Origin of the sequence: Paenarthrobacter sp. NEAU-H11 (assembly GCF_050573415.1) — a bacterium.
GTDB lineage: Bacteria > Actinomycetota > Actinomycetes > Actinomycetales > Micrococcaceae > Arthrobacter.
In genome coordinates, this window is sequence record NZ_JBNZGA010000021.1 from 37813 (window position 1) to 57667 (window position 19855).

17 protein-coding genes are annotated in these 19855 nt (G+C 67.7%); 9 read left to right on the plus strand and 8 right to left on the minus strand.

What is annotated here, in order from left to right; translation table 11 throughout:
- The first annotated feature begins 78 nt into the window (after positions 1-78).
- From infC to ACQ3DC_RS19450, 4 genes are all read left to right on the plus strand, one after another.
- Positions 79-1101, plus strand: coding sequence for a translation initiation factor IF-3 (gene infC, locus ACQ3DC_RS19435; protein ID WP_430752979.1), 1023 nt, complete (start codon positions 79-81; stop codon positions 1099-1101).
- A gap of 118 nt (positions 1102-1219) precedes the next feature.
- A complete protein-coding gene (gene rpmI, locus ACQ3DC_RS19440; protein ID WP_009358635.1) occupies positions 1220-1414 on the plus strand; it encodes a 50S ribosomal protein L35 in 195 nt (64 codons plus the stop codon).
- Positions 1415-1532: 118 nt separating this feature from the next.
- Entirely contained in the window at positions 1533-1919 is a 387-nt protein-coding gene (gene rplT, locus ACQ3DC_RS19445) for a 50S ribosomal protein L20 (RefSeq protein WP_066274920.1), read from the plus strand.
- 62 nt (positions 1920-1981) lie between these two features.
- The gene (locus ACQ3DC_RS19450; protein WP_430752980.1) at positions 1982-2893 is read left to right on the plus strand and encodes a TrmH family RNA methyltransferase; all 912 of its coding nucleotides are present in this window, start codon (positions 1982-1984) and stop codon (positions 2891-2893) included.
- Between the two features lie 183 nt (positions 2894-3076).
- Here ACQ3DC_RS19450 and ACQ3DC_RS19455 read toward each other — a convergent pair whose 3' ends face one another.
- A complete protein-coding gene (locus ACQ3DC_RS19455; protein WP_066274925.1) occupies positions 3077-3352 on the minus strand; it encodes a GlsB/YeaQ/YmgE family stress response membrane protein in 276 nt (91 codons plus the stop codon).
- A gap of 196 nt (positions 3353-3548) precedes the next feature.
- Between ACQ3DC_RS19455 and ACQ3DC_RS19460 the strand changes: the two genes are divergently transcribed.
- Positions 3549-4508 (plus strand): cation diffusion facilitator family transporter, encoded by a 960-nt coding sequence (locus ACQ3DC_RS19460; protein WP_323057589.1) that lies wholly within the window; start codon positions 3549-3551, stop codon positions 4506-4508.
- 58 nt (positions 4509-4566) lie between these two features.
- On the opposite strand, the gene ACQ3DC_RS19465 is transcribed toward ACQ3DC_RS19460, so the two are convergent.
- Positions 4567-5775 carry an MFS transporter gene (locus tag ACQ3DC_RS19465; protein ID WP_157238567.1) on the minus strand — a complete coding sequence of 403 codons (1209 nt, stop codon included), beginning with the start codon at positions 5773-5775 and terminating at the stop codon, positions 4567-4569.
- A gap of 160 nt (positions 5776-5935) precedes the next feature.
- Here ACQ3DC_RS19465 and ACQ3DC_RS19470 point away from each other — a divergent pair, with 160 nt between their 5' ends.
- Positions 5936-6385, plus strand: a complete 450-nt coding sequence (locus tag ACQ3DC_RS19470) for a (deoxy)nucleoside triphosphate pyrophosphohydrolase (RefSeq protein ID WP_323057588.1) — start codon at positions 5936-5938, stop codon at positions 6383-6385.
- Here ACQ3DC_RS19470 and ACQ3DC_RS19475 read toward each other — a convergent pair.
- The 3 genes from ACQ3DC_RS19475 to ACQ3DC_RS19485 all read right to left on the minus strand — a co-directional run bounded on the left by ACQ3DC_RS19475 (position 6382) and on the right by ACQ3DC_RS19485 (position 8812).
- Positions 6382-7515 (minus strand): Rv2578c family radical SAM protein, encoded by a 1134-nt coding sequence (locus ACQ3DC_RS19475; protein ID WP_430752981.1) that lies wholly within the window; start codon positions 7513-7515, stop codon positions 6382-6384. The genes ACQ3DC_RS19470 and ACQ3DC_RS19475 overlap by 4 nt on opposite strands.
- 70 nt (positions 7516-7585) lie before the next feature.
- Entirely contained in the window at positions 7586-8329 is a 744-nt protein-coding gene (locus ACQ3DC_RS19480; RefSeq protein ID WP_430752982.1) for an SIMPL domain-containing protein, read from the minus strand.
- Between the two features lie 3 nt (positions 8330-8332).
- Entirely contained in the window at positions 8333-8812 is a 480-nt protein-coding gene (locus ACQ3DC_RS19485) for a hypothetical protein (protein ID WP_430752983.1), read from the minus strand.
- A 197-nt stretch (positions 8813-9009) separates the two neighbouring features.
- Here ACQ3DC_RS19485 and pheS point away from each other — a divergent pair, with 197 nt between their 5' ends.
- Genes pheS through ACQ3DC_RS19500 form a run of 3 tightly spaced genes read left to right on the plus strand, consistent with a single transcriptional unit; the run spans position 9010 to position 13306 of the window.
- On the plus strand, positions 9010-10071 hold the full coding sequence (gene pheS / locus ACQ3DC_RS19490; protein ID WP_430752984.1) for a phenylalanine--tRNA ligase subunit alpha: 1062 nt from the start codon (positions 9010-9012) through the stop codon (positions 10069-10071).
- Between the two features lie 2 nt (positions 10072-10073).
- Positions 10074-12617: a phenylalanine--tRNA ligase subunit beta gene (gene pheT / locus ACQ3DC_RS19495; RefSeq protein ID WP_430752985.1), complete on the plus strand. Its 2544-nt coding sequence runs from the start codon at positions 10074-10076 to the stop codon at positions 12615-12617.
- A gap of 20 nt (positions 12618-12637) precedes the next feature.
- Entirely contained in the window at positions 12638-13306 is a 669-nt protein-coding gene (locus ACQ3DC_RS19500; RefSeq protein ID WP_321215886.1) for a 4'-phosphopantetheinyl transferase family protein, read from the plus strand.
- Here the strand turns inward: ACQ3DC_RS19500 and ACQ3DC_RS19505 are convergent.
- The 3 genes from ACQ3DC_RS19505 to ACQ3DC_RS19515 all read right to left on the minus strand — a co-directional run bounded on the left by ACQ3DC_RS19505 (position 13303) and on the right by ACQ3DC_RS19515 (position 19802).
- On the minus strand, positions 13303-14685 hold the full coding sequence (locus ACQ3DC_RS19505; RefSeq protein ID WP_430752986.1) for a M1 family metallopeptidase: 1383 nt from the start codon (positions 14683-14685) through the stop codon (positions 13303-13305). The genes ACQ3DC_RS19500 and ACQ3DC_RS19505 overlap by 4 nt on opposite strands.
- Before the next feature lie 34 nt (positions 14686-14719).
- Positions 14720-18640 (minus strand): Pls/PosA family non-ribosomal peptide synthetase, encoded by a 3921-nt coding sequence (locus ACQ3DC_RS19510; protein ID WP_430752993.1) that lies wholly within the window; start codon positions 18638-18640, stop codon positions 14720-14722.
- 196 nt (positions 18641-18836) lie between these two features.
- The gene (locus ACQ3DC_RS19515; protein WP_430752987.1) at positions 18837-19802 is read right to left on the minus strand and encodes a quinone oxidoreductase family protein; all 966 of its coding nucleotides are present in this window, start codon (positions 19800-19802) and stop codon (positions 18837-18839) included.
- Positions 19803-19855: the final 53 nt, after the last annotated feature.

A 19855-nucleotide genomic window follows, 5' to 3' on the forward strand; every position in this document is an offset into this window, starting at 1 on the left:
TTTGCCGGATTCCACAACAAAAACAGGAGCTTTAACATTAGCGAGCCAAGAATCAATGAGCGTATCCGCGTCCCCGAGGTGCGGCTGGTCGGCCCTGCAGGTGAACAGGTAGGAATCGTCCGTATTGAGGATGCCCTGCGTCTGGCTGCCGAGTCCGACCTTGATCTCGTTGAAGTTGCACCTCAGGCGAAGCCTCCGGTGTGCAAGCTGATGGACTTCGGCAAGTACAAGTACGAGGCCGCGGTTAAGGCACGCGAAGCCCGGAAGAACCAGACGAACACCGTTCTGAAGGAAATCCGCTTCCGCCTGAAGATCGACACCCACGACTACGAGACCAAGCGCGGGCACGCACTGCGCTTCCTCGGCGCCGGGGACAAGGTCAAGGCCATGATCCAGTTCCGTGGCCGTGAGCAGCAGCGTCCGGAAATGGGCATCCGCCTCCTCCAGCGCTTCGCCGACGACGTCGCTGAAGTGGGCGTTGTGGAGTCCAGCCCCCGCATTGACGGCCGCAACATGGTCATGGTGGTTGGCCCGCTGAAGAACAAGGCGGAGGCCAAGGCCGAAGCCCGTCGCGCCACCCAGCGTGCCGAGGCGAAGGCACAGAACGAAGCCAAGGCTTCCGGGCGTGTTGACACGTCCGGCGACGATCAGGCGCCTTTGACGCAGTCCCTGGCGGATCTGCTGCCCGAAGGATTCACCGTCTCGACCGAACCTGAGGCAGTAGCCGAGGCCCCTGCGCAGGAGCCGGCCGCCGTCGTCGAGCCTGCTGCAGCCGAAGCTCCCGCCAAGGCCGCGGAAGCTCCGAAGCAGGAGGCTCCGACGCAGGAAGCACCCAAGCAGGAGGCTCCGAAGCAGGAGGCTCCGAAGGCAGTTGCTCCGAAGGCGGCGGCCCCCAAGGCTGCTGCTCCGAAGGCTGCTCCCGCCCCCAAGGCTGTGGCCGAGAAGCCCGCCGCGGCTGCTCCGGCGGCTCCGGCAGCAGCGCCGAAGCCCGCAGCGGTTCCTGCTCCGCCGAAGCCGGTGGCCAGGCCCGCCGCGCCGAAGCCTGCTGCCCGCCCTTCCCCCAAGGCAGCGCCGAAGCCGGCCGGCAAGAAGACCACTTAGTTCATAGCTGCCCGGGGTTCCGTCCCCGGACAGTCAGCAACCAGCATGCCGCCCGCAGGGGCGGCTGCGCGAGAGAGCCGCAGGCCCAGCCTGCGGATACGTAAGGAGATCGGTTCCCATGCCGAAGATGAAGACCCACAGTGGTGCCAAGAAGCGCTTCAAGCTGACCGGCAGCGGCAAGCTGCGCCGCCAGCAGGCCAACCGCCGCCACTACCTCGAGCACAAGTCCTCACGGCTGACCCGTCGCCTTGCCGGCGACAAGATCGTCTTCAAGGGCGATGCCAAGGTCATCCGGAAGATGCTCGGCATCTAGTTTCCAAGTTCTTTGACTGACCACCACCTGGTGGCCGGTCACCTACCAAAAAGCCTTCTCAGGCCGCCGGGAAACCGGCAGTAGATGCTTGGGATCAGATTTTCGAAGGAGTACGCACGTGGCACGTGTGAAGAGGGCGGTCAACGCCCACAAGAAGCGCCGGGTTATCCTTGAACGCGCAAAGGGCTACCGTGGACAGCGTTCACGCCTGTACCGCAAGGCCAAAGAGCAGCTGCTGCACTCGTTTGTGTACAGCTACGGCGACCGCAAGAAGAAGAAGGGCGACTTCCGCCGCCTGTGGATCCAGCGCATCAACGCTGCATCCCGCGCCAACGGACTCACCTACAACCGCCTGATCCAGGGACTGAAGGCCGCTGAGGTTGAGGTTGACCGCCGCATGCTGGCCGAGCTGGCCGTTTCCGACGCCAACGCTTTCGCAGCGCTGGTCAAGGTTGCCAAGGATTCCCTGCCTGCCGACACCTCCGCCAAGAAGGTTGTTGCCTAGCAGCCGGCTGTTCCGCCAGGGACGGTTCAGGAACCCGTGGCCCTAGCCACTAAAGTTCTTATATGAACGAAACCGGGCGCCCGCAAGATTTTCCGCTGTCCAATCCCCGAGCTGATCGGGTGAGGGACGTGGCAAAACTTGCCGGGCGCCCGGCCCGTTTAAAGCGCGGCCTGTTCCTGGCTGAAGGGCCCCAGGCGGTCCGCGAAGCCCTCAGGCTCCACCAGCAGCGCCTTGCCGCCGGCGCCCCGGGCGTGGTCACGGAGGTTTTTGCCAGCCAAAGCTGCCTGGACCGGTTCCCGGAATTTGAGGAACTGTCCCAAGGGGTCAACGCCCGCCTTGCCACTGACGAGGTCCTCACGGCCATGGCGGACACAGTCAACCCGCAGGGGATCGTCGCCGTCTGCCGCTTCCTGGACGTGGCGCTGGAAGAAGTGCTCGACGCCGGGCCCCGCCTGATTGCCGTGCTGTGCCAGGTCCGTGACCCCGGGAACGCGGGAACCGTCCTGCGGGCAGCGGACTCCGCCGGCGCGGACGCCGTCATCCTCACATCCTCCAGCGTGGACATCTACAACCCCAAGGCGGTGCGCTCCACGGCCGGCTCGCTCTTCCACCTCCCGGTGGTGCTGGGTGCCGACATCGGCGGCCTGGTTGCGGCCTGCCGGGCACGGGGGATAGGCATCCTAGCGGCGGACGGCTACGGTTCCCTCAACCTGGACACCCTGCAGGATGAGAACGCCCGGCGTCGGCTGACCGGTGAAGGTCCGGAGTCGGCCTATGCCCTGGAGCAGCCCACCGCGTGGCTCTTCGGGAACGAGGCCCAGGGCCTGTCCCAGGAGGAGCTTGCGCTGGCAGACCATCGGGTGGCCGTGCCGGTGTACGGCTCCGCGGAGAGCCTGAACCTGGGTACCGCGGCCACGGTCTGCCTGTACGCCAGCGCCCGGTCCCAGCACCTGCCCGCCCGGGTGACAGCCTAGGCTTTCGCTGCCCCGAAGGACTCTGCCTCGCAGGACTTTGCACGGCAGGACCCGTCGGCGTTCTCCGCCCGGACTCGGCAGCAGTGCCTTGCCCGGCTGCTTGAAAAACCCGGTTGGTTGAAAAATATAAGGGCTCCGGATTTTCCGGAGCCCTTGCTGTTGATGTTCAAACAGGGTAGCAAATCAGGGTGCGCGGGTAGCCTTGCCGCGTCCGGTGATAGCCCCGTAGATGCCGGCAACAACAAGGCCGCCGACGATAGCGAGAATCCAGGTGCCCAGGTCGAAGAAGGCAAGATCGCCCTTGTTGAACAGGAGGCTGCCGATCCAGCCGCCCACAATGGCGCCCACTACACCCAAAACAAGGCTGGTGACCCAGCCCCCGCCAACCCGTCCGGGCATGACGGCCTTAACAATGGCCCCTACGATAAGGCCGAGGATAATCCAAGCAAGAAAACCCATGTCTCCTCCTTATAGTGGCCGGGATCTGATGGTCCCGATGAGGCTCAAGCTAACATAGGGCCCCGCCAATGTCAGCAGGCTTAGGGTCAGTCGCTGGCGCATGCAGGACATTGCGGCGGGTACGGTGACTATGGGCGGGCCGGGGCCGGATCCGCATTGTCCTAACTGAACCGTAAACGTAAAGAGGTGAAGCCCCTTGGCTGCACATGGCGGTACCAAGGCGATTGTGGCGGCCCTGGCTGCCAACCTGACCATCGCCGCCCTGAAGTTCGTGGCGTATGCCCTCACGCTTTCCTCGTCAATGCTCGCCGAAGCCATCCACTCCGTGGCCGACTCAGGCAACCAGGTCCTTCTGCTGGTAGGAGGCAAGAAAGCGAAACGGGCTGCCAGCCCCGAGCACCCCTTCGGCTACGGCCGGGAGCGCTACATCTATGCCTTCATTGTCTCCATCGTCCTGTTCAGCGTCGGCGGCCTCTTCGCCCTCTATGAGGCATGGGACAAGTTCCAGCACCCGCATGCCATCGAAGGGGACTTCTGGTGGGTTCCGTTGGCCGTGCTGCTGGGTGCGATCATTGCCGAGTCCTTCTCGTTCCGGACCGCCATCATCGAGTCGAACCACGTCCGCGGGCAGCAGTCCTGGGCCAGGTTCGTGCGGAGCGCCAAGCAGCCTGAACTGCCGGTGATCCTGCTCGAGGACCTTGGCGCGCTCGTGGGCCTGGTCTTCGCCCTTATCGGCGTCAGCCTGACGCTCATCACGGGTGATGGACTCTGGGATGCCGCCGGCACGGCGATGATCGGCCTGCTGCTGGTGGCCATCGCCGTCGTGCTCGCACTGGAAACCAAGTCCCTGCTCCTGGGCGAGTCCGCAACAAAGGACGACGTCGGGAAGATCGCCGCGGCGATCGAAGCCGACGGCGGGCGCATCATCCACCTCAAGACCCTGCACCTTGGCCCGGAGGAGCTCCTCGTGGCCGCCAAGATCGCCATCAGCCATTCCACCACGGGGGTCGAGATCGCACGCGAGATCGACGCTGCTGAAGCGAGGATCCGCGCGGCCGTGCCCATCGCCCGGGTCATCTACCTGGAGCCCGACCTTCACCGGGCCGATGCCACAGAGGCGGACCAGCAGCCTGCCGCCGCAGCCCCGCAGCCGTAACGGTGCTTCCGTAACTACTGGCTGGCCGGAAGCCGCCGGCCGCCCCGGTCCCAAAGGATCAGGCGGTCAGCGGCTTCTTGCGTTCCAGGAGTCCGCTGGCGATGGCGACGCCGAGTCCCAACAGGGCGAGGACGGCGCCTACCAGCGCAGGGGCAACGTAACCCCAGCCGAGCGCGATCACTACCCCGCCCAGGAAGGCCCCCAGCGCATTGGCCACGTTGAGCGCGGCATGGTTCAGTGACGAAGCGAGGGACGGCGCGTCCGGCGACGCATCCAGGAGCCGGGTCTGCAGCGCCGGGACCAGCATGGACCCGGAAGCGCCCACCACGAACACCATGACGAAGGCAGACCACGGCCAGTGGACGGCCACGGCGTAGACCACCAAGGCAACAGCTATGGCGGGCAGCACCTTGTACAGGGTTCCCATCACGGACTTGTCAGCGAACCTGCCGCCCACGATGTTGCCGGCTACCATTCCCAGGCCATAGAGCGCCACCACCATCGGAATCAGTGACGACGGCATGCCTGCCACGAGTGTCATGGTGTGGGCGATGTAGGTGTAGGTGGCGAAGAAGCCGCCAAAGCCTACGATGCCGATCAGGATGGCGAGCCAGACCTGCAGGCGCTTGAGGGCTCCCAGTTCACGCCGGATGCTTGCGTCCGGGTGGGCGTGGTGGAACGGGACGAATTTCCAGACCAGGGCAAGCGTTAGCAGTCCTATCAATCCCACCAGGATAAACAGCAGCCGCCAGCCGTACGTTTGGCCCATCCAGGTGGCAAAGGGCACCCCCACCACGTTGGAGATGCTGAGCCCCGCCATCACCATGGAGATCGCCCACCCGCGCCGGGTTGGCGGAACCAGCGAGGCTGCAATGACCGCCGCAACTCCGAAGAACGCACCGTGCGGCAGGCCTGCGGCGAAGCGCGAGGCCAGCATGGTCCCGTAGTCGGGCGCGAGGAAGGAAAGGAAGTTGGCCACCGCGAAAAAAAGGATGAGCCCGAGGGCCAGGTGCTTGCGGGGGAGCTTGGCCCCGACGGCGGCGAGCAGCGGGGCCCCGACTACAACGCCCAAGGCATAGGCGGAGATGAGGTGGCCGGCTTCCGGTGTTGATATCCCGAGGCCCTGCTCCACTTCCTTCAGCAGGCCCATCATGGTGAATTCCGTAACCCCGATGCCCACCCCTCCCATGGCGAGGGCAAAGATGGCCATGGCGATGTTGGGGGATCGGGTGGGGGCTGCCGTGGATGTTTCGAGGACGCTGCTCATGGGCCTGCTTTTCGGGGTAGAAACTGGTGATGGGACCGATGCCACGGCAGTGGGGCTGGTGAAGTCCGGACCCTGCCAACAACCCCGGGAAGGGGGAGTGGTATTCCCGCTGCAGGAATGGTGTGTCCGGCCCCACCATTGTCCCCCATAGAATGAGCCAGTGACTGGACTGATACAGGTGGTAGGCGGAGCCGTCGTTGACAGCCTGGCGGAACCTTCGCTGCTGCTGGTGGCGCGGCGCAGCGCGCCGGAGGAGCTGGCCGGCCTCTGGGAGTTCCCCGGCGGCAAGGTGGAATCCGGAGAGCAACCGGAAGCCGCGCTGGCCCGCGAGCTGTACGAGGAACTCGGCATCGGCGTCCGGCTCGGCCCCGAGCTTCCGGCCGGGGCACCGCAGGGGTGGCCGCTGAACAGCCGTGCCAGCATGCGGGTGTGGCTCGCGGAGGTGACCCGCGGGGAAGCGCGGCCGCTTGAAGACCACGATGACCTGCGGTGGGTGGCACTGTCTGATCCGGAAGCGGTCCTGGGCCTGCCCTGGATACCTGCCGATTTCCCGATCGTCAGGGCGCTTCTTTCCGCCCTGGGTGTCCAGGCTGAGGCTGCGCGCTCCTAGAAGAGCGTTGCCTGTTCTGCCGGTCCTCCCTGTGCCGGCAGCCCGGGTACGCCGGGCATGGAGCTACCCGCATCATGCCCTGCCGCTGCCGGAATGGCGCCCGCCGGGTAGGCAGCCTCCTCGCCGCGGGGGTCGTCCTCCAGGTCCCTGTGGCTGAAGCCGGACGAATTGGTGAAGCCATGGCGTGCCTTGAAGTACCGGACCTTGCCGGCCAGCCAGGAGCGGTACTCCTTGGAGGCATACGAGCCGGAGCCGTAGAGCCGGCGGTAGCGGCCGGCCAGTCCGGGATGGTTCGCGGCGATCCACTTCATGAACCACTCCCTGGTGCCCGGTTTGAGGTAGAGGGCTCCGGCGGTCACTCCGGTGGCCCCGGCGGCAGCCAATGAAGCGAAAAGAGCATCCAAGGCGTCATCGCTGTCCGAAAGCCAGGGGAGGATGGGCATGGCCATCACCCCGCAGGGGAGTCCGGCCTCGCGAAGGCGGGAGACGAGCTTGAGCCGTGCCCGGGGTCCCGGCGTTCCCGGCTCGACGGCCTCGGAGAGTGCTTCATCGGTCATGGCGAGGGAGATGCCCAGGCCCACGGGCACCTGGGCTGCGGCGCTCTTGAGCAATGGAATGTCCCGTGCCAGCAGCGTCCCCTTGGTGAGGATCGAGAGGGGAGTTCCCGAGTCAGCCAGGGCGGTGATGATGCCGGGCATCAAGCGGTAACGGCCCTCGGCACGCTGGTAGGGGTCGGTGTTGGTGCCGAGGGCCACCTGGTGGCGGCCCCAGGAAGGCTTGGCCAGTTCTTTGCGGAGGACCTCCGCGGCGTTGACCTTGACCACCACCTGGCTGTCGAAGTCCAGGCCGGGGTCGAAATCCAGGTACGTATGGCTTTTCCGGGCGAAGCAATAGACGCAGGCGTGGCTGCAGCCCCGGTAGGGGTTGATGGTCCACTCGAACGGCATCCTTGAACCGGGCGGCACCTTGTTGAGCACCGATTTGGCGGTGACCTCGTGGAAGGTGATGCCGGCGAACTCGGGAGTGGTGACCGAGCGGACCAGGCCGGCCAGCGGGAGCAGGGCGGGTGAGGCGGTGCCCGGAGCAGTTTCTCCCGGCCGGGGCATCAGTGCTTGGGCGTCCCATCTCATGCCCCTATTCGAATGTATGTTCGAACTAAAGTCAAGCATCGGCCCGCCCGGCCGGCGTGCCGAAGCCCGCCTACGTGAGGTCCTGGAGCTCCCACACCACCGTGATTGCAGCGGCCACGGTGGAGTCCCCCGGCTCCACGGCGACCTGTTCCACGGAAGCGGCGCGCTGCATCCGGGCCAGCGGCACCGGACCCTGGACCGGGACGTTGTCCACTACGGAAAGCACCCGCCCCAACCGGGCCGAGGCAAGCTGGGCGTACTGGCGTGCGGTACTCGCTGCATCCAGCCAGGCAGCTTCACGCGCCCGTGCCCGGACTGCGGCGTCGTCGCTGAAGGTGAGTTCGAGGCCGTTCAGCCGGACGTCGTTGCCGCCCGCCCCAACGGCTTCGGAGATTGCGGCGGAGGCGGAACCAGGCGCCCGCAACCTTATGGTGAGGGTGCTGGCAGCAACGTACCCCGTAACCCGCTGGCCCTCGCCTTCCCGCCATGTCATATCCGCCCGCACGTTCAGGGCCGCAGTGCGGATGTCGGCATCCTCAACGCCGTGCCGGCGGAAGGCGGAGGCAACGGCATCGGAGCCGGCGCCGGCCCGGGAGTAGGCGGCCTCCACGGATTCGGCGCGGCACTCCACCCCGATGGAGACCACCATCAGGTCGGGGGCAGCATCCGCCGAGCCGGTCCCGGTGACGGTGACAGTGCCGCGCGGCTCAGTGCCGCGGGAGCCATTTCCAGGGGAATCCACGGCCCCGGGCTGATACCCGGGAACCCCCACTCCGCCCCTTGCCCCGCCGCCGCTGCCGGAATCCGCTGCCATGGGTCACGCCTCCACTTCTGACGGTCCCCGGCGCCGGGGGCGGCGGGGGCGTACCGGGTAGCCGCCGGCGGCGAGTCCGGCGTGCCGTTCAAAAACGTTGGCGGTCCCTGGGTTGCCGGTGCGCAGCATGGACCACCCGGCGCTGAGGAGATACAGCGGCAGGAAGGGGAAGCCCAGGCACCAGGCGTACTGGCTGCAGTGTTCTTCTTCGTGGCCCAGCAGGGCCGGCTGCGCCGCCAGCTTGTCGGCCGGGCAGCGGCAGAGCACCACGTTGCCCAGGGTGAACGCTCCCGCGAACGGCAGCCGCCAACTGTACCCGCCCGCAAGGACCATGCCGCGCGGCCCCCTGCGGACGTCGGTGCGGGCGGCGACAGCGACAGCGACGCCGAGGACAGTGCTGCCGTTGACCAGGTTGGCGGCCTGCCTCAGCCGCTGCGCGGCCGTGAGGCCCTCCGGGGCTTCCTGGCTTCGAGGCGCAGTCATGAGGCCATGCTAGCCGGACGGTTCAATTAGACTGGAGGATAGTGGCCGCCGGTTCCGCCGGTGTGCCCTGACCTGGTCATTGAACGCCCTGCACTTGGGGCATTCATCCATGACCTGCCAGTGATGGACGCGCCGCCGGGAAACCGCGCTGGCTGTCCCGTTCACCGGCAGCCACGACTCGTAGCTAAGAACAGTAGATGACTGAAACTTTGCCGGGCGCCGCCATCCCGAACCCCACGGATGAAGCCGCCATCACTGCCGCCGTAGACCAGGCCGTTGCCGCCATCACCGGCGCGGCCACCCTTGACGAGCTGAAGGCGGTGAGGCTTGCCCACACCGGCGAGAAGTCTCCCCTCAGCCTTGCGAACCGCGAAATCGGCAAGCTGCCCAAGGACCAGAAGGCCGTGGCCGGAAAGCTGATGGGTGCCTCCCGCGGTCGGGTCAACAAGGCGCTCGCGGACCGCACGGCCGAGCTGGAAGCCGAAAACGACGCCCGTATCCTGCTGGAAGAGACGGTTGACGTCACGGCCGCCCCCCGCCGTCGTCGTGCCGGTGCCCGGCACCCCCTGTCCACCCTCCAGGACCGCGTGGCGGACATCTTCGTGGGCATGGGCTGGGAAATCGCCGAGGGTCCGGAAGTGGAATCGGAGTGGTTCAACTTCGACGCCTTGAACTTCAAGCCGGACCACCCGGCCCGCGAAATGCAGGACACCTTCTTCGTGGAGCCGCCCGAGGCCCACCTGCTGATGCGCACGCACACGTCCCCGGTGCAGGTCCGCTCCATGCTGGAACGCGAGCTGCCCATCTACGTGCTGTGCCCGGGCAAGGTGTTCCGCACGGACGAGCTGGACGCCACGCACACGCCGGTGTTCCACCAGTTCGAAGGCCTCGCCATCGACAAGAAGCTCAGCATGGCGGACCTGCGCGGCACCCTGGAGCACTTCGCCCGGCAGATGTTCGGCGACGAAGCCCGGATCCGGCTGCGGCCCAACTACTTCCCCTTCACGGAGCCCTCTGCCGAGCTGGACATTTTCCACCCCGGCGCCAAGGGCGGCCCGGCGTGGATCGAGTGGGGCGGCTGCGGCATGGTCAACCCCAACGTCCTGCGCGCCGCCGGCATCGACCCGGACGTCTATTCAGGTTTTGCCTTCGGCATGGGCATCGAGCGCACCCTCATGTTCCGCAACGAGGTGGGGGACATGCGCGACATGATCGAAGGCGATGTACGTTTCAGCGAGCACTTCGGGATGGAGATCTAACAGTGCGTATCCCAATTTCCTGGCTGCGTGAATTCGCGGAGGTACCGGCCGGAGCGACGGCCGAAGACGTGATGGCCGAACTGGTCAAGGTGGGCTTTGAGGAAGAGGACGTCCACCGTCCCACGGACACCCTCAAGGGCCCGATCGTGGTGGGCCAGGTCCTGAGCCTGGTGAAAGAACCGCAAACCAACGGCAAGACCATCAACTGGTGCCAGGTCCGCGTTGTCCCCGAGGGGCAGGAGCAGACGCTCACCGGCAAGGGCATCGACCCCTCCGGCGTGCAGGGCATCATCTGCGGCGCCCATAACTTCGTAGAGGGCGACAAAGTGGTGGTCACGTTGCCGGGCGCCGTGCTGCCGGGCGATTTCCACATCTCCGCGCGCAAGACCTACGGCCACCTTTCCGCCGGCATGATCGCCTCCGTCCGCGAACTGGGCATCGGCGAGGACCACGACGGCATCCTGGTGCTGTCCCGCATCGGGCTGGACCCCGAGGTGGGCACCGACGCCATGGAACTGCTGGGCCTCTATGACGAAGCCGCGGAAATCAATGTCACCCCGGACCGCGGCTACGCCTTCTCCATCCGCGGGGTTGCCCGCGAATACGCGCACGCCACGGGGACCACCTTCACGGATCCCGCGTCCCGCGTCAACGCTCCTGCGGAGCTCTCCGGCGGGTATGGCGTCAAGCTCAACGACGATGCGCCCATCTACGGGAACGCCGGCTGCGACCGCTTCGTGGCACGGACCGTCCGCGGCGTCGACGCCACCAGGCCCACCCCGCCGTGGATGGTGTCCCGGCTCCGGCTGGCCGGCATCCGCTCCATCTCCCTGCCGGTGGACATCTCCAACTACGTGATGCTGGAACTCGGCCAGCCCACGCACTGCTACGACCTGGACAAGCTGTCCGGGGACATTGTGGTGCGCCGTGCCGCGGCCGGCGAGAAGATCACCACCCTCGATGACAAGGTACGCACCCTCGATGCCGAGGACCTGCTGATCACCGATGACTCCGGCGCCATCGGCATCGCCGGCGTGATGGGCGGAGCCGACACCGAGGTATCCGATGACACCACGAACATCCTGGTGGAGGCGGCGCACTTCGACGAGGTATCCATCTCCCGTTCCCGCCGTCGCCACAAACTGCCGTCCGAGGCGTCCAAGCGCTTCGAGCGCGGCGTTGACTGGCAGGTGGCCGGCATCGCCGCCCAGCGGGTGGTTGACCTCCTCGTGGAACTCGCAGGCGGCACGGCAGACGAGGCGGGAACCGACGTCGGCACCGCCCCTGACTCCGTGGCGATAGAACTTCCGGCAGCCTTCGCGGCCGCACGGATCGGCATCGACTTCACCGAAGAGCAGATTGTCACCTCCTTGGAGGACCTGGGCGCAGCCGTGGAGAAGAGCGACGGCGGCTGGACCGTGACGGCCCCCAGCTGGCGCCACGACCTGGAGACCAAGGAGGACCTCTCCGAGGAGATCGCCCGGCTGGTGGGTTACGACCAGATTCCCGCGACGCTGCCTGTGGCGCCTCCCGGCCGCGGCCTGACGCGCGTGCAGCAGCAGCGCCGCCGCCTTATCCAGGCGCTGGCTGATGCCGGCCTCACCGAAGTCCTGGCCTACCCCTTCGTATCCAAGGCGTCCAATGACACCTTCGGCGTGCCTGAAGAGGGGGCCGTCCGGACCGCGGTCAAGCTGGCCAACCCGATCAGTGAGGAGCAGGGCTTCCTGCGCACTTCCATCCTGCCGGGGCTGATTGAGGTGGCAAAGCGGAACCACTCCCGTGGATTCCGGGACCTGGCACTCTTCGAATCGGGCCTGGTGTTCCTGCCGGCAGAGGTAATGGGCACGGACTCCATCCCGCCGCTCGGAGCCAAGCCTGCCGATGAGGTGCTGGACGCGCTGTACGACGGCGTTCCCGCCCAGCCGTTCCACCTCGCCGCAGTCCTCACGGGCCATGATTCGCCCGCCGCCGCAGGCCACACGCCGCGGCCGTGGGACTGGGCTGACGCGCTGGACATCGCCCGCCTCGCCGGGGACGTCCTAGGCGTGGACATTGTGGTCAGCCAGGGTGCGCACCAGGCGTTCCACCCGGGCCGTGCCGCCCGGTTGTCCCTGCGCACGGGCGAAGTAGTGGGCTATGCAGGAGAACTGCACCCCAAGCTGCTGGCGGCTTCCGACATGCCTGCACGCTCCGTTGCACTGGAGCTCAACGCCGACGCGCTGTTCGAGGCCGCGCCTGATGTCATCGTGGCGCGGCACATCTCCACGTTCCCGGTGGCTACCCAGGACGTGGCGCTGGTGGTTCCCGCCGGGGTCCCGGCGGATGACGTGCTGGCCGCCCTCCGCGAGGGTGCCGGTGAACTGCTGGAGGACGTTGCGCTCTTCGACGTCTATGCCGGCAAGGGGATCGAGGAAGGCAAGAAGTCCCTGGCTTTCGGACTCCGGTTCCGTGCCGACGACCGCACCCTGACGGCGGACGAGGCGTCGGCCGCACGCGAGAGCGCCGTGGCCCTGGCCGCTGAGCGCTTCGGCGCGGTCCAGCGCTAGGCGGGCTGTACCCAGGTCCCATGGACGCCAGGCTGGCCCTGCGGGCAGTGGATATCACAACTGATGTCCGCTGCCCGCAGGCGCATCAGGACGGCCCGGAAGGGTTCGTCCCTGAACGTGCAGAGGAACTGCGGGCCGCGGCCCTGGAGCCGGCTGCTGCGCAGCGTTTCCTGGCCGGCAGGGCAGCGCTGCGCCGTTTTGCGGGCGACGTGCTCGATCTGCCGGCATCGCAGCTGCGGTCCTCCTACTCCTGTCCCCAATGCGGCTCCGGACCCGGACTCTCCCACGGCCGGCCGGGCTTCACGCACCGGGGCCGGCGCTTGCCCCTGTTGCTGAGCATGGCCAGGACCGGCAACTGGGTGCTGCTCGCCGCGGTTACGTCGCCGGGCAGGGGAGAACGGCTGGGGGTGGACGCCGAAAATCCGGAACGGCTCGGCTTCGAGGGGTTCGACGCCGTGGCGTTGTCCCGCTCGGAGGAGCTCACCCTCGCGGGGCTGGAAGGAAAGGCGCTCCTGCGCGAACGTGCCCGGCTCTGGAGCCGGAAGGAGGCCTGGCTCAAAATGACCGGCGAGGGGCTTCGGGTGGATCCCCGCACGGTCGCCGCGTTGGAGGAACCTGGAGTACAGGACCTGCCGTCTGCTGCTACGGGGCTGCCGGCGTCGCTGGTCGCCGCCGTCGCCTTGGGCTAACCCCGCCGGCTTCGCGGGGCAGGCAACGGCGGGAGCGCGAGCTCGAAGAGCCAGGGGTGGAGCACTGCTTCGGCGTCGCTGCCCGCTACGCCGTTCGCCATCAGGATGAAGTCGGCCGTTGAGACCGAGCCGTGGCGGTGGGTCCTGGTCCATTCCTGCAACAGGGTGAAGAACGCAAGGTCCCCGCAATGCATGCGCAGTGCATGCAGCGCCAAGGCCCCGCGCTTATAGACACGGTCGTCAAACATCAGGGCCGGTCCGGGGTCGCCGATGAGCAGGTCCTGCCCGGCGGCGGAAAGCCTGCGCCAGGCCGCGGCCGCCCTGTCCTGGGCGGTCATCACCCCGGCCGCCTCGGACCAGATCCATTCGGCGTAGCAGGCAAACCCCTCGTGCAGCCAAATGTCGTGCCACCCGCGGACTGTCAGGGAGTTTCCGAACCACTGGTGCGAGAGTTCATGGGCGATCAGGCGCTGGGCATCCCAGTCCAGGCTGAGGTGGTTGCGGCCCAGAATGGCCATGGTCTGGGCTTCCAGCGGAATTTCCAGGACATCGTCGGCCACCACAACCGTGTACTCGGAAAATGGGTAAGGCCCAAAGCACGTGACGAAGGTGCGCATCATGTCGGGCTGGAGGCGCAGCCCCTGGCGGGCAGCCCCTGCCAGTGCGGGCGGGACGGCCGCGGTCTGGAGCACGCCTCCCGGGGCGTCACCCGGGTCAAGGACCAGGGATTCATACCGCCCGATCTGGACCGTGGCCAGGTAGGTGGCCATGGGCTCCTCCTGCTCGTAGGTCCAGGTCTCCCGGCTGGCCCTGGTGCTGTGCCCTACCAGCCGGCCGTTGCAGACGGCACGGTAATTGGCGTCGGTAGTTACCGTGATCCGGTAGCTTGCCTTGCTCCGCGGATGGTCGTTGCACGGAAACCAGGACGGTGCGCCGTTGGGCTGGCCAGCCACCAGCACGCCGTCGGTCAGTTCCTCCCAGCCCACCTCGCCCCACAGCCCGCGGCGCGGCGCAGGATTGCCCTCATAACGGACGTCTAGGGTGAACGTTTCGCCGACGGCGAGGCCGGCGTCCAGCTGGACCACCAGTTGTTCAGCGCGCTGCGAGAACCTCCGCACGCGCCGCCCGTTCAGCTGCACCTTAACGGCGCGAAGGCCTGCCAGGTCCAGGACGACGGCGGACGCCTGCCGGGCCGCCGTGGCGTGAATGACGGCACGGCCGCTGAGCCGGTTGGCGGCCATCCGGTAGTCGAGGTCCACTTCGTAGCGGGACACGCGGTACGAGTCGCTACCGTGGCCCGGCATGTAGGGGTCGGACAGCACTCCCGGGATGGCTGTCCCGGCGGCAGGTCCGGAGGTTGCTGGTTCAGGAAGACTCATGGACGCGGGCCTCAATCACAAACGTGGCGGGTACTTACTTCGGGCGGGGTGCAGGAACGCCGGGGCCGGCCCATGGACTGACGGGGTTGCCCATCCAGTAGGTTCCGGCCGGAACCGTTTCCCCGCGCATGACCAGGGAAGCCGGTCCCACCGTTCCGCCGTGGCCGATGCGCGCCTGCGGGAGGATGACACCGTGCGGTCCCATCGTTGCGCCGTCTTCGAGCGTAACAGGGCCGATGCTCATGATGCGGTCGTGGAACAGGTGCGTTTGCACCACGCAGCCGCGGTTGACCGTGGAGTTCGCTCCCAGGGTGACAAGGTCGGCTTCCGGCAGCCAGTAGCTCTCGCACCATGTTCCGGGGCCGATCCTGGCGCCCAGTCCGCGCAACCACCACACAAGGGCCGGCGTGCCGGTGGCGGCCCGGGCGAACCACGGCGCGCTGACCATTTCTATGAACGTATCCACCACTTCGTTCCGCCAGATGAACGAGCTCCACAGCGGGTGTTCCCCGGCCCTGATACGGCCGATGAGCAGCCATTTGGCAACCACGGCACTGGCCGCGGCCACGGCACCGGCCAGCAGCATCACTATGCCTCCCAGCAGGGCCGCCGCGGCGTAGTTGAAGGATGCGGCGAGCCAGTCCAGGGCCAGCAGCACGCCCGCGGCAAGGCCCACAGTGAGCGCCACGGGAACGAACCGGCAGGCCTCCCACAACGCACGTGCCAGCTTCAGCCTGGGAGGCGGCCGGTAGGTGAGCGAACTGTCCGAGGCGATGGCCGTGCGCCGCAGCCGGACAGGAGGGCTGCCCAGCCAGGAGGTTCCGGACTTGGCCTTGGACGGCGTCGCGGACAGCACGGCCACCAGCGAGTTCTTGGGAACACTACGGCCGGCTCCCGTCATGCCCGAGTTGCCCAGGAAGGAGCGCTTGCCGATCTTGGCCGGGGCGATCCGCAACCAGCCGCCGCCAAGCTCGTAGGAGGCCACCATCGTGTCATCCGCCAGGAACGCGCCCTCTCCCACGGTGGTCATCTTGGGAACCAGCAGCACGGTGGAGGCCTCGACGTTCTTGCCGACTTTTGCTCCCAGCAGGCGAAGCCAGACGGGCGTGAAGAGGCTGGCGTAGACGGGAAACAGGAGGTCCCGGGCCAGGTCCAGCACACGCTCGGTAGCCCAGATCTGCCAGCCGATCCGGCTCCGCACGCGGTAGTAGCCTTCACGCAGGCCCAGCCCGAGCAGTCGGGTGGTTCCCAGGACCAGCAGCAGGTTGGCGCTGAACCAGGCCAGGGCGGCAAGGGGCAGGGAGGCCAGCAGGGGAAGCCAGGCCTCGGACAGGGAGCTGTGGCCCCTGATGAACAGGAAGGCCACCAGGCAGGCAGCGCCTGCGGAAAGGTAGGGGATCATGGCCAGCAGTGCGCTGGCGGCCGCGAAGGCGGTAAACCAGAGCCGGGCAAGCATGGCGCCGGTGTCCGGCTGGGCCGGCCAGTTCTGTTTCGCCTTGCCCCGGCGTTCTGCCGGCGAGCCGGCCACAACCTGGCCCGCCTTGACCTTGCCCAGGACCGCCGAACCGGGCTCCACCTGGCCGCCGGCGCCGATGCTGGCGCCGGGCATCAGGGTGCTCCGGGCCCCCACGGTGGCGCCTGCGCCGATCCGGATGGCTCCGATGTGCACGCTGTCACCGTCGATCCACCATCCCGAAAGGTCGACTTCGGGCTCCACGTTGGCTCCGGTGCCCAGCGACAGGAGCCCGGTCACCGGCGGCAGCGAGTGCAGGTTAACGTTGCTCCCGATCTTCGCGCCGAGGGCGCGGGCGTAGTACGGCACCCAGGGTGCGCTCGCCAGGCTGACCGCTCCCGCAAGGTCCTGGATCTGCTCAGCCAGCCAGAGCCGGAGATGGACTTTCCCCGATCTGGGATAGGTGCCCGGCTTGACGTTCCGGAGCAGGATCCGGGCTGCTGCGACGGAGAGGAGCATGCGACCGGCAGGGCTGACGAACACCAGCCAGGACGCACCCACCCACCACCAGGACACCGTGGCTGCGGCGGTGAAGCCGGCCAGTCCTGCCAGCAGGTTATTGGCCGCCATCAGGTAGGTCAGCCACCGCATGCCCACGAGGATGTGCAGCGGGACGCCCATCAACGTCTGGAAAACCTGCGACTTCCGGGCCGTGGGCCGGACAGTTCGGACCTCGGCAGGGCCGGCGGGAGTGCCGTCCGGCAGTGACTGCCGGGCCACATCGATCAGGGCCCCGACGCGCGGCGTCGCGTAGATGTCTGCCACTGTGATGGTGGGGTAGCGGACCCGCAGCGCAGAGACGAGCTGCGCGGCGGCAAGGGACCCGCCCCCGGCCGCAAAGAAATCCGCGTCGAGGCTGGTTGCGTTACTGCCAAGGACCGCGCCCCACTGCTCAACGATCCACTGGGCGTCATCGGGAAGGTTCAGCGGGGCCTGGCCTGCTTCGTCGGCGCCGCTGCCGGTGAGCGGCCAGGGCAGGGCATGGCGGTCCACCTTGCCGCTGGTCTTGGTGGGCAGGGAGTCGACGACGGCCAGCAGCGGAATCAGCGCGGCCGGAAGGCTGTCAGCGAGGAGCTTGCGGGCGGCGGCCAGGTCGGGCCCAGGAGGTCCCGCCGGCGCAAGGTACCCCACCAGGATCTGGTTCCCCGCCGCCGTCGTCCGGACGGCGGCAGCAGCGCCCGCGATGCCCGGCAGGGCCTGCAGGGCTGCGTCGACTTCGCCGAGTTCGATCCTGCGGCCACCCAGCTTGACCTGCTCATCGGCACGGCCCATGAAGATGAGGCCCTCGGCTTCGTAGCGGACGAGGTCCCCCGAGCGGTAGGCGCGGTCCCAGCCGAGCGTGGGAAACGACGCGTACTTGTCGGCATCCTTGGCCGCGTCAAGGTAGCGGGCAAGCCCTACGCCGCCGATGATGAGTTCGCCGACGCCTCCCTCGGGAACGGGAATCCCGCCCTCGTCCACCACAGCCAGGTCCCAGCCATCCAGCGGACGGCCGATCCGCACCGGACCCGGCCCGCCCAGCGGTGCAGCGCAGGCCACCACGGTGGCCTCGGTGGGGCCATACGTGTTCCACACTTCCCTGCCGTCAACGGCCAGCCGCTCCGCCAGTTCCGGCGGGCATGCCTCCCCGCCGAAGATCAGCAACCGGACGTTCTCGAGCGCTTCGGCGGGCCAGAGGGCTGCCAGGGTGGGGACCGTGGACACAACGGTGATCCCGTGGCTGATGAGCCAGGGGCCCAGGTCCATCCCTGTTCGCACCAGGGCGCGGGGGGCAGGGACCAGGCAGGCACCGTGCCGCCAGGCAAGCCACATTTCCTCGCAGGACGCGTCGAACGCCACCGACAGCCCCGCCAGCACCCGGTCTGCCGTTCCGATCGGCTCCGCCGTGAGGAAGAGCCGGGCTTCGGCGTCAACGAAGGCGGCAGCAGAACGGTGCCGTACGGCAACGCCCTTCGGCGTTCCGGTTGAGCCGGACGTGAAGATCACCCACGCGTCGTCGTCCACATCCGCGGTCCGGGCCGCGGGGTGGGGCGTGGGCCTGCTGCCGTTGAGGGTGATGCCCTTTTCCGTGACCACGGCGGCTACCCCGGCTTCAGCGAAGACGAGCCTGGCGCGCTCTTCGGGATCGTCCGCGTCGACGGGGACGTAGGCGGCGCCGATGAGCAGGATGGCAAGGATGGAAACGTACAGCCTGTTGGTGCCGGAGGGGATCCGCACGCCGATCCTGTCGCCTGCGCCCAGTCCGGCGTGGTGCATCGCCCGCCCGGCGGAGCGTACTTCCGCCAGCAGCTGGGCGTAGCTCAGGGACTCGCGGCCGTCGTCGAGGGCTGAGGCATCGGGAAACCGTTCCGCGGTCTCCAGCAGGATGTCCACCAGCGTCCGTGCCGGGGGAGCGGCAGCGGCGCCGGCCAGCTGCGGCTGGTGGCGGGCCTGCTCCCGGATCTTGTCAGGGGCCCGTTCCGGGGCTGGGTCCGCGGCATAGCCGTCGGCTGCCCGGCTGCCGCTCTGTTGCTCGGTCACCTGTGCAGTGTGCCGGGGCAAGATGAACGGGAAGTGTCCTGGTCTGCCTGCCGTCCACCCGGTGTTCGACATGTGTTCATGGTGCTTCCTTAATGTGCGCCCCCCGACAAGTGACGACCTACGGAACCAGGACCACCTTGCCGGTGGTGCGGCGCCCTTCAAGGTCGCGGTGCGCCTGGGCGGCCTCGGCCAGGGGATAGGTTCCGCCCACCCTCACTTTCAGGCTGCCGTCGGCGGCGGCGGCGAAGATTTCGTCCGAGCGCCAGCGCCGTTCCGCCGCGTCCAGGAGGTGGTGCGCGATCGTGGGCCGGGTCAGGAAGAGCGAGCCGCCGGCGTTGAGCCGTTGCGGATCCACCGGGGGAACGGGACCCGAGGCGGCGCCGAAAAGCACCAGCGTCCCCCTGATGCGCAGGGCGGCCAGCGAGCCGTCGAAAGTGTCCTTTCCCACGCCGTCGTACACGACGTCGGCGCCCCTGCCGCCGGTGAGGTCCCTGACGGCGTCGGTAAATCCGCTGTAGCGCAGCACATGGTCCGCGCCGGCGTCGAGGGCGAGCCGCTCCTTTTCATCCGTGGACACCGTGGTGACCACGGTAGCGCCCTTGGCTTTGAGCAGCTGGATCATCAGCAGGCCAACACCGCCCGCGCCAGCGTGGAGCAGTACAGTGTGCCCCGGCTCCACCTTGAAGGTGGAGTTGATCAGGAAGTGGGCGGTCATTCCCTGCAGCGGGAGGGCGGCGGCGGTGAGGTCGTCGAGTCCCTCGGGCACTGGCAGGGCCTTGTCTGCATCCACCACGGCGTAGCCGGCGTAGCAGCTGGTGCCCTCGGCGGTGGCCACGCGGTCTCCTTCGGCGAATCCCGTCACTCCTTCGCCCAGTCCGGCAACCGTGCCCGCTGCTTCGGAACCCGGCGTGAAGGGGTACGGGACCTTGTACGCGCCGCTGCGCTTGTAGGTGTCGATGAAATTCACTCCCACCGCACCCACTTTGAGCAGCAACTGGCCAGGGCCGGGGACCGGCTGGTCCACCTCCGCGTATTCGAGGACTTCCGGGCCGCCTGCCTGCCGTGCGACGATTGCATGCGTCATGGCTCTCCTTCCCCGGGCCTGGCCTTTCCAGCCCCGGCTGCACGATCCATCCT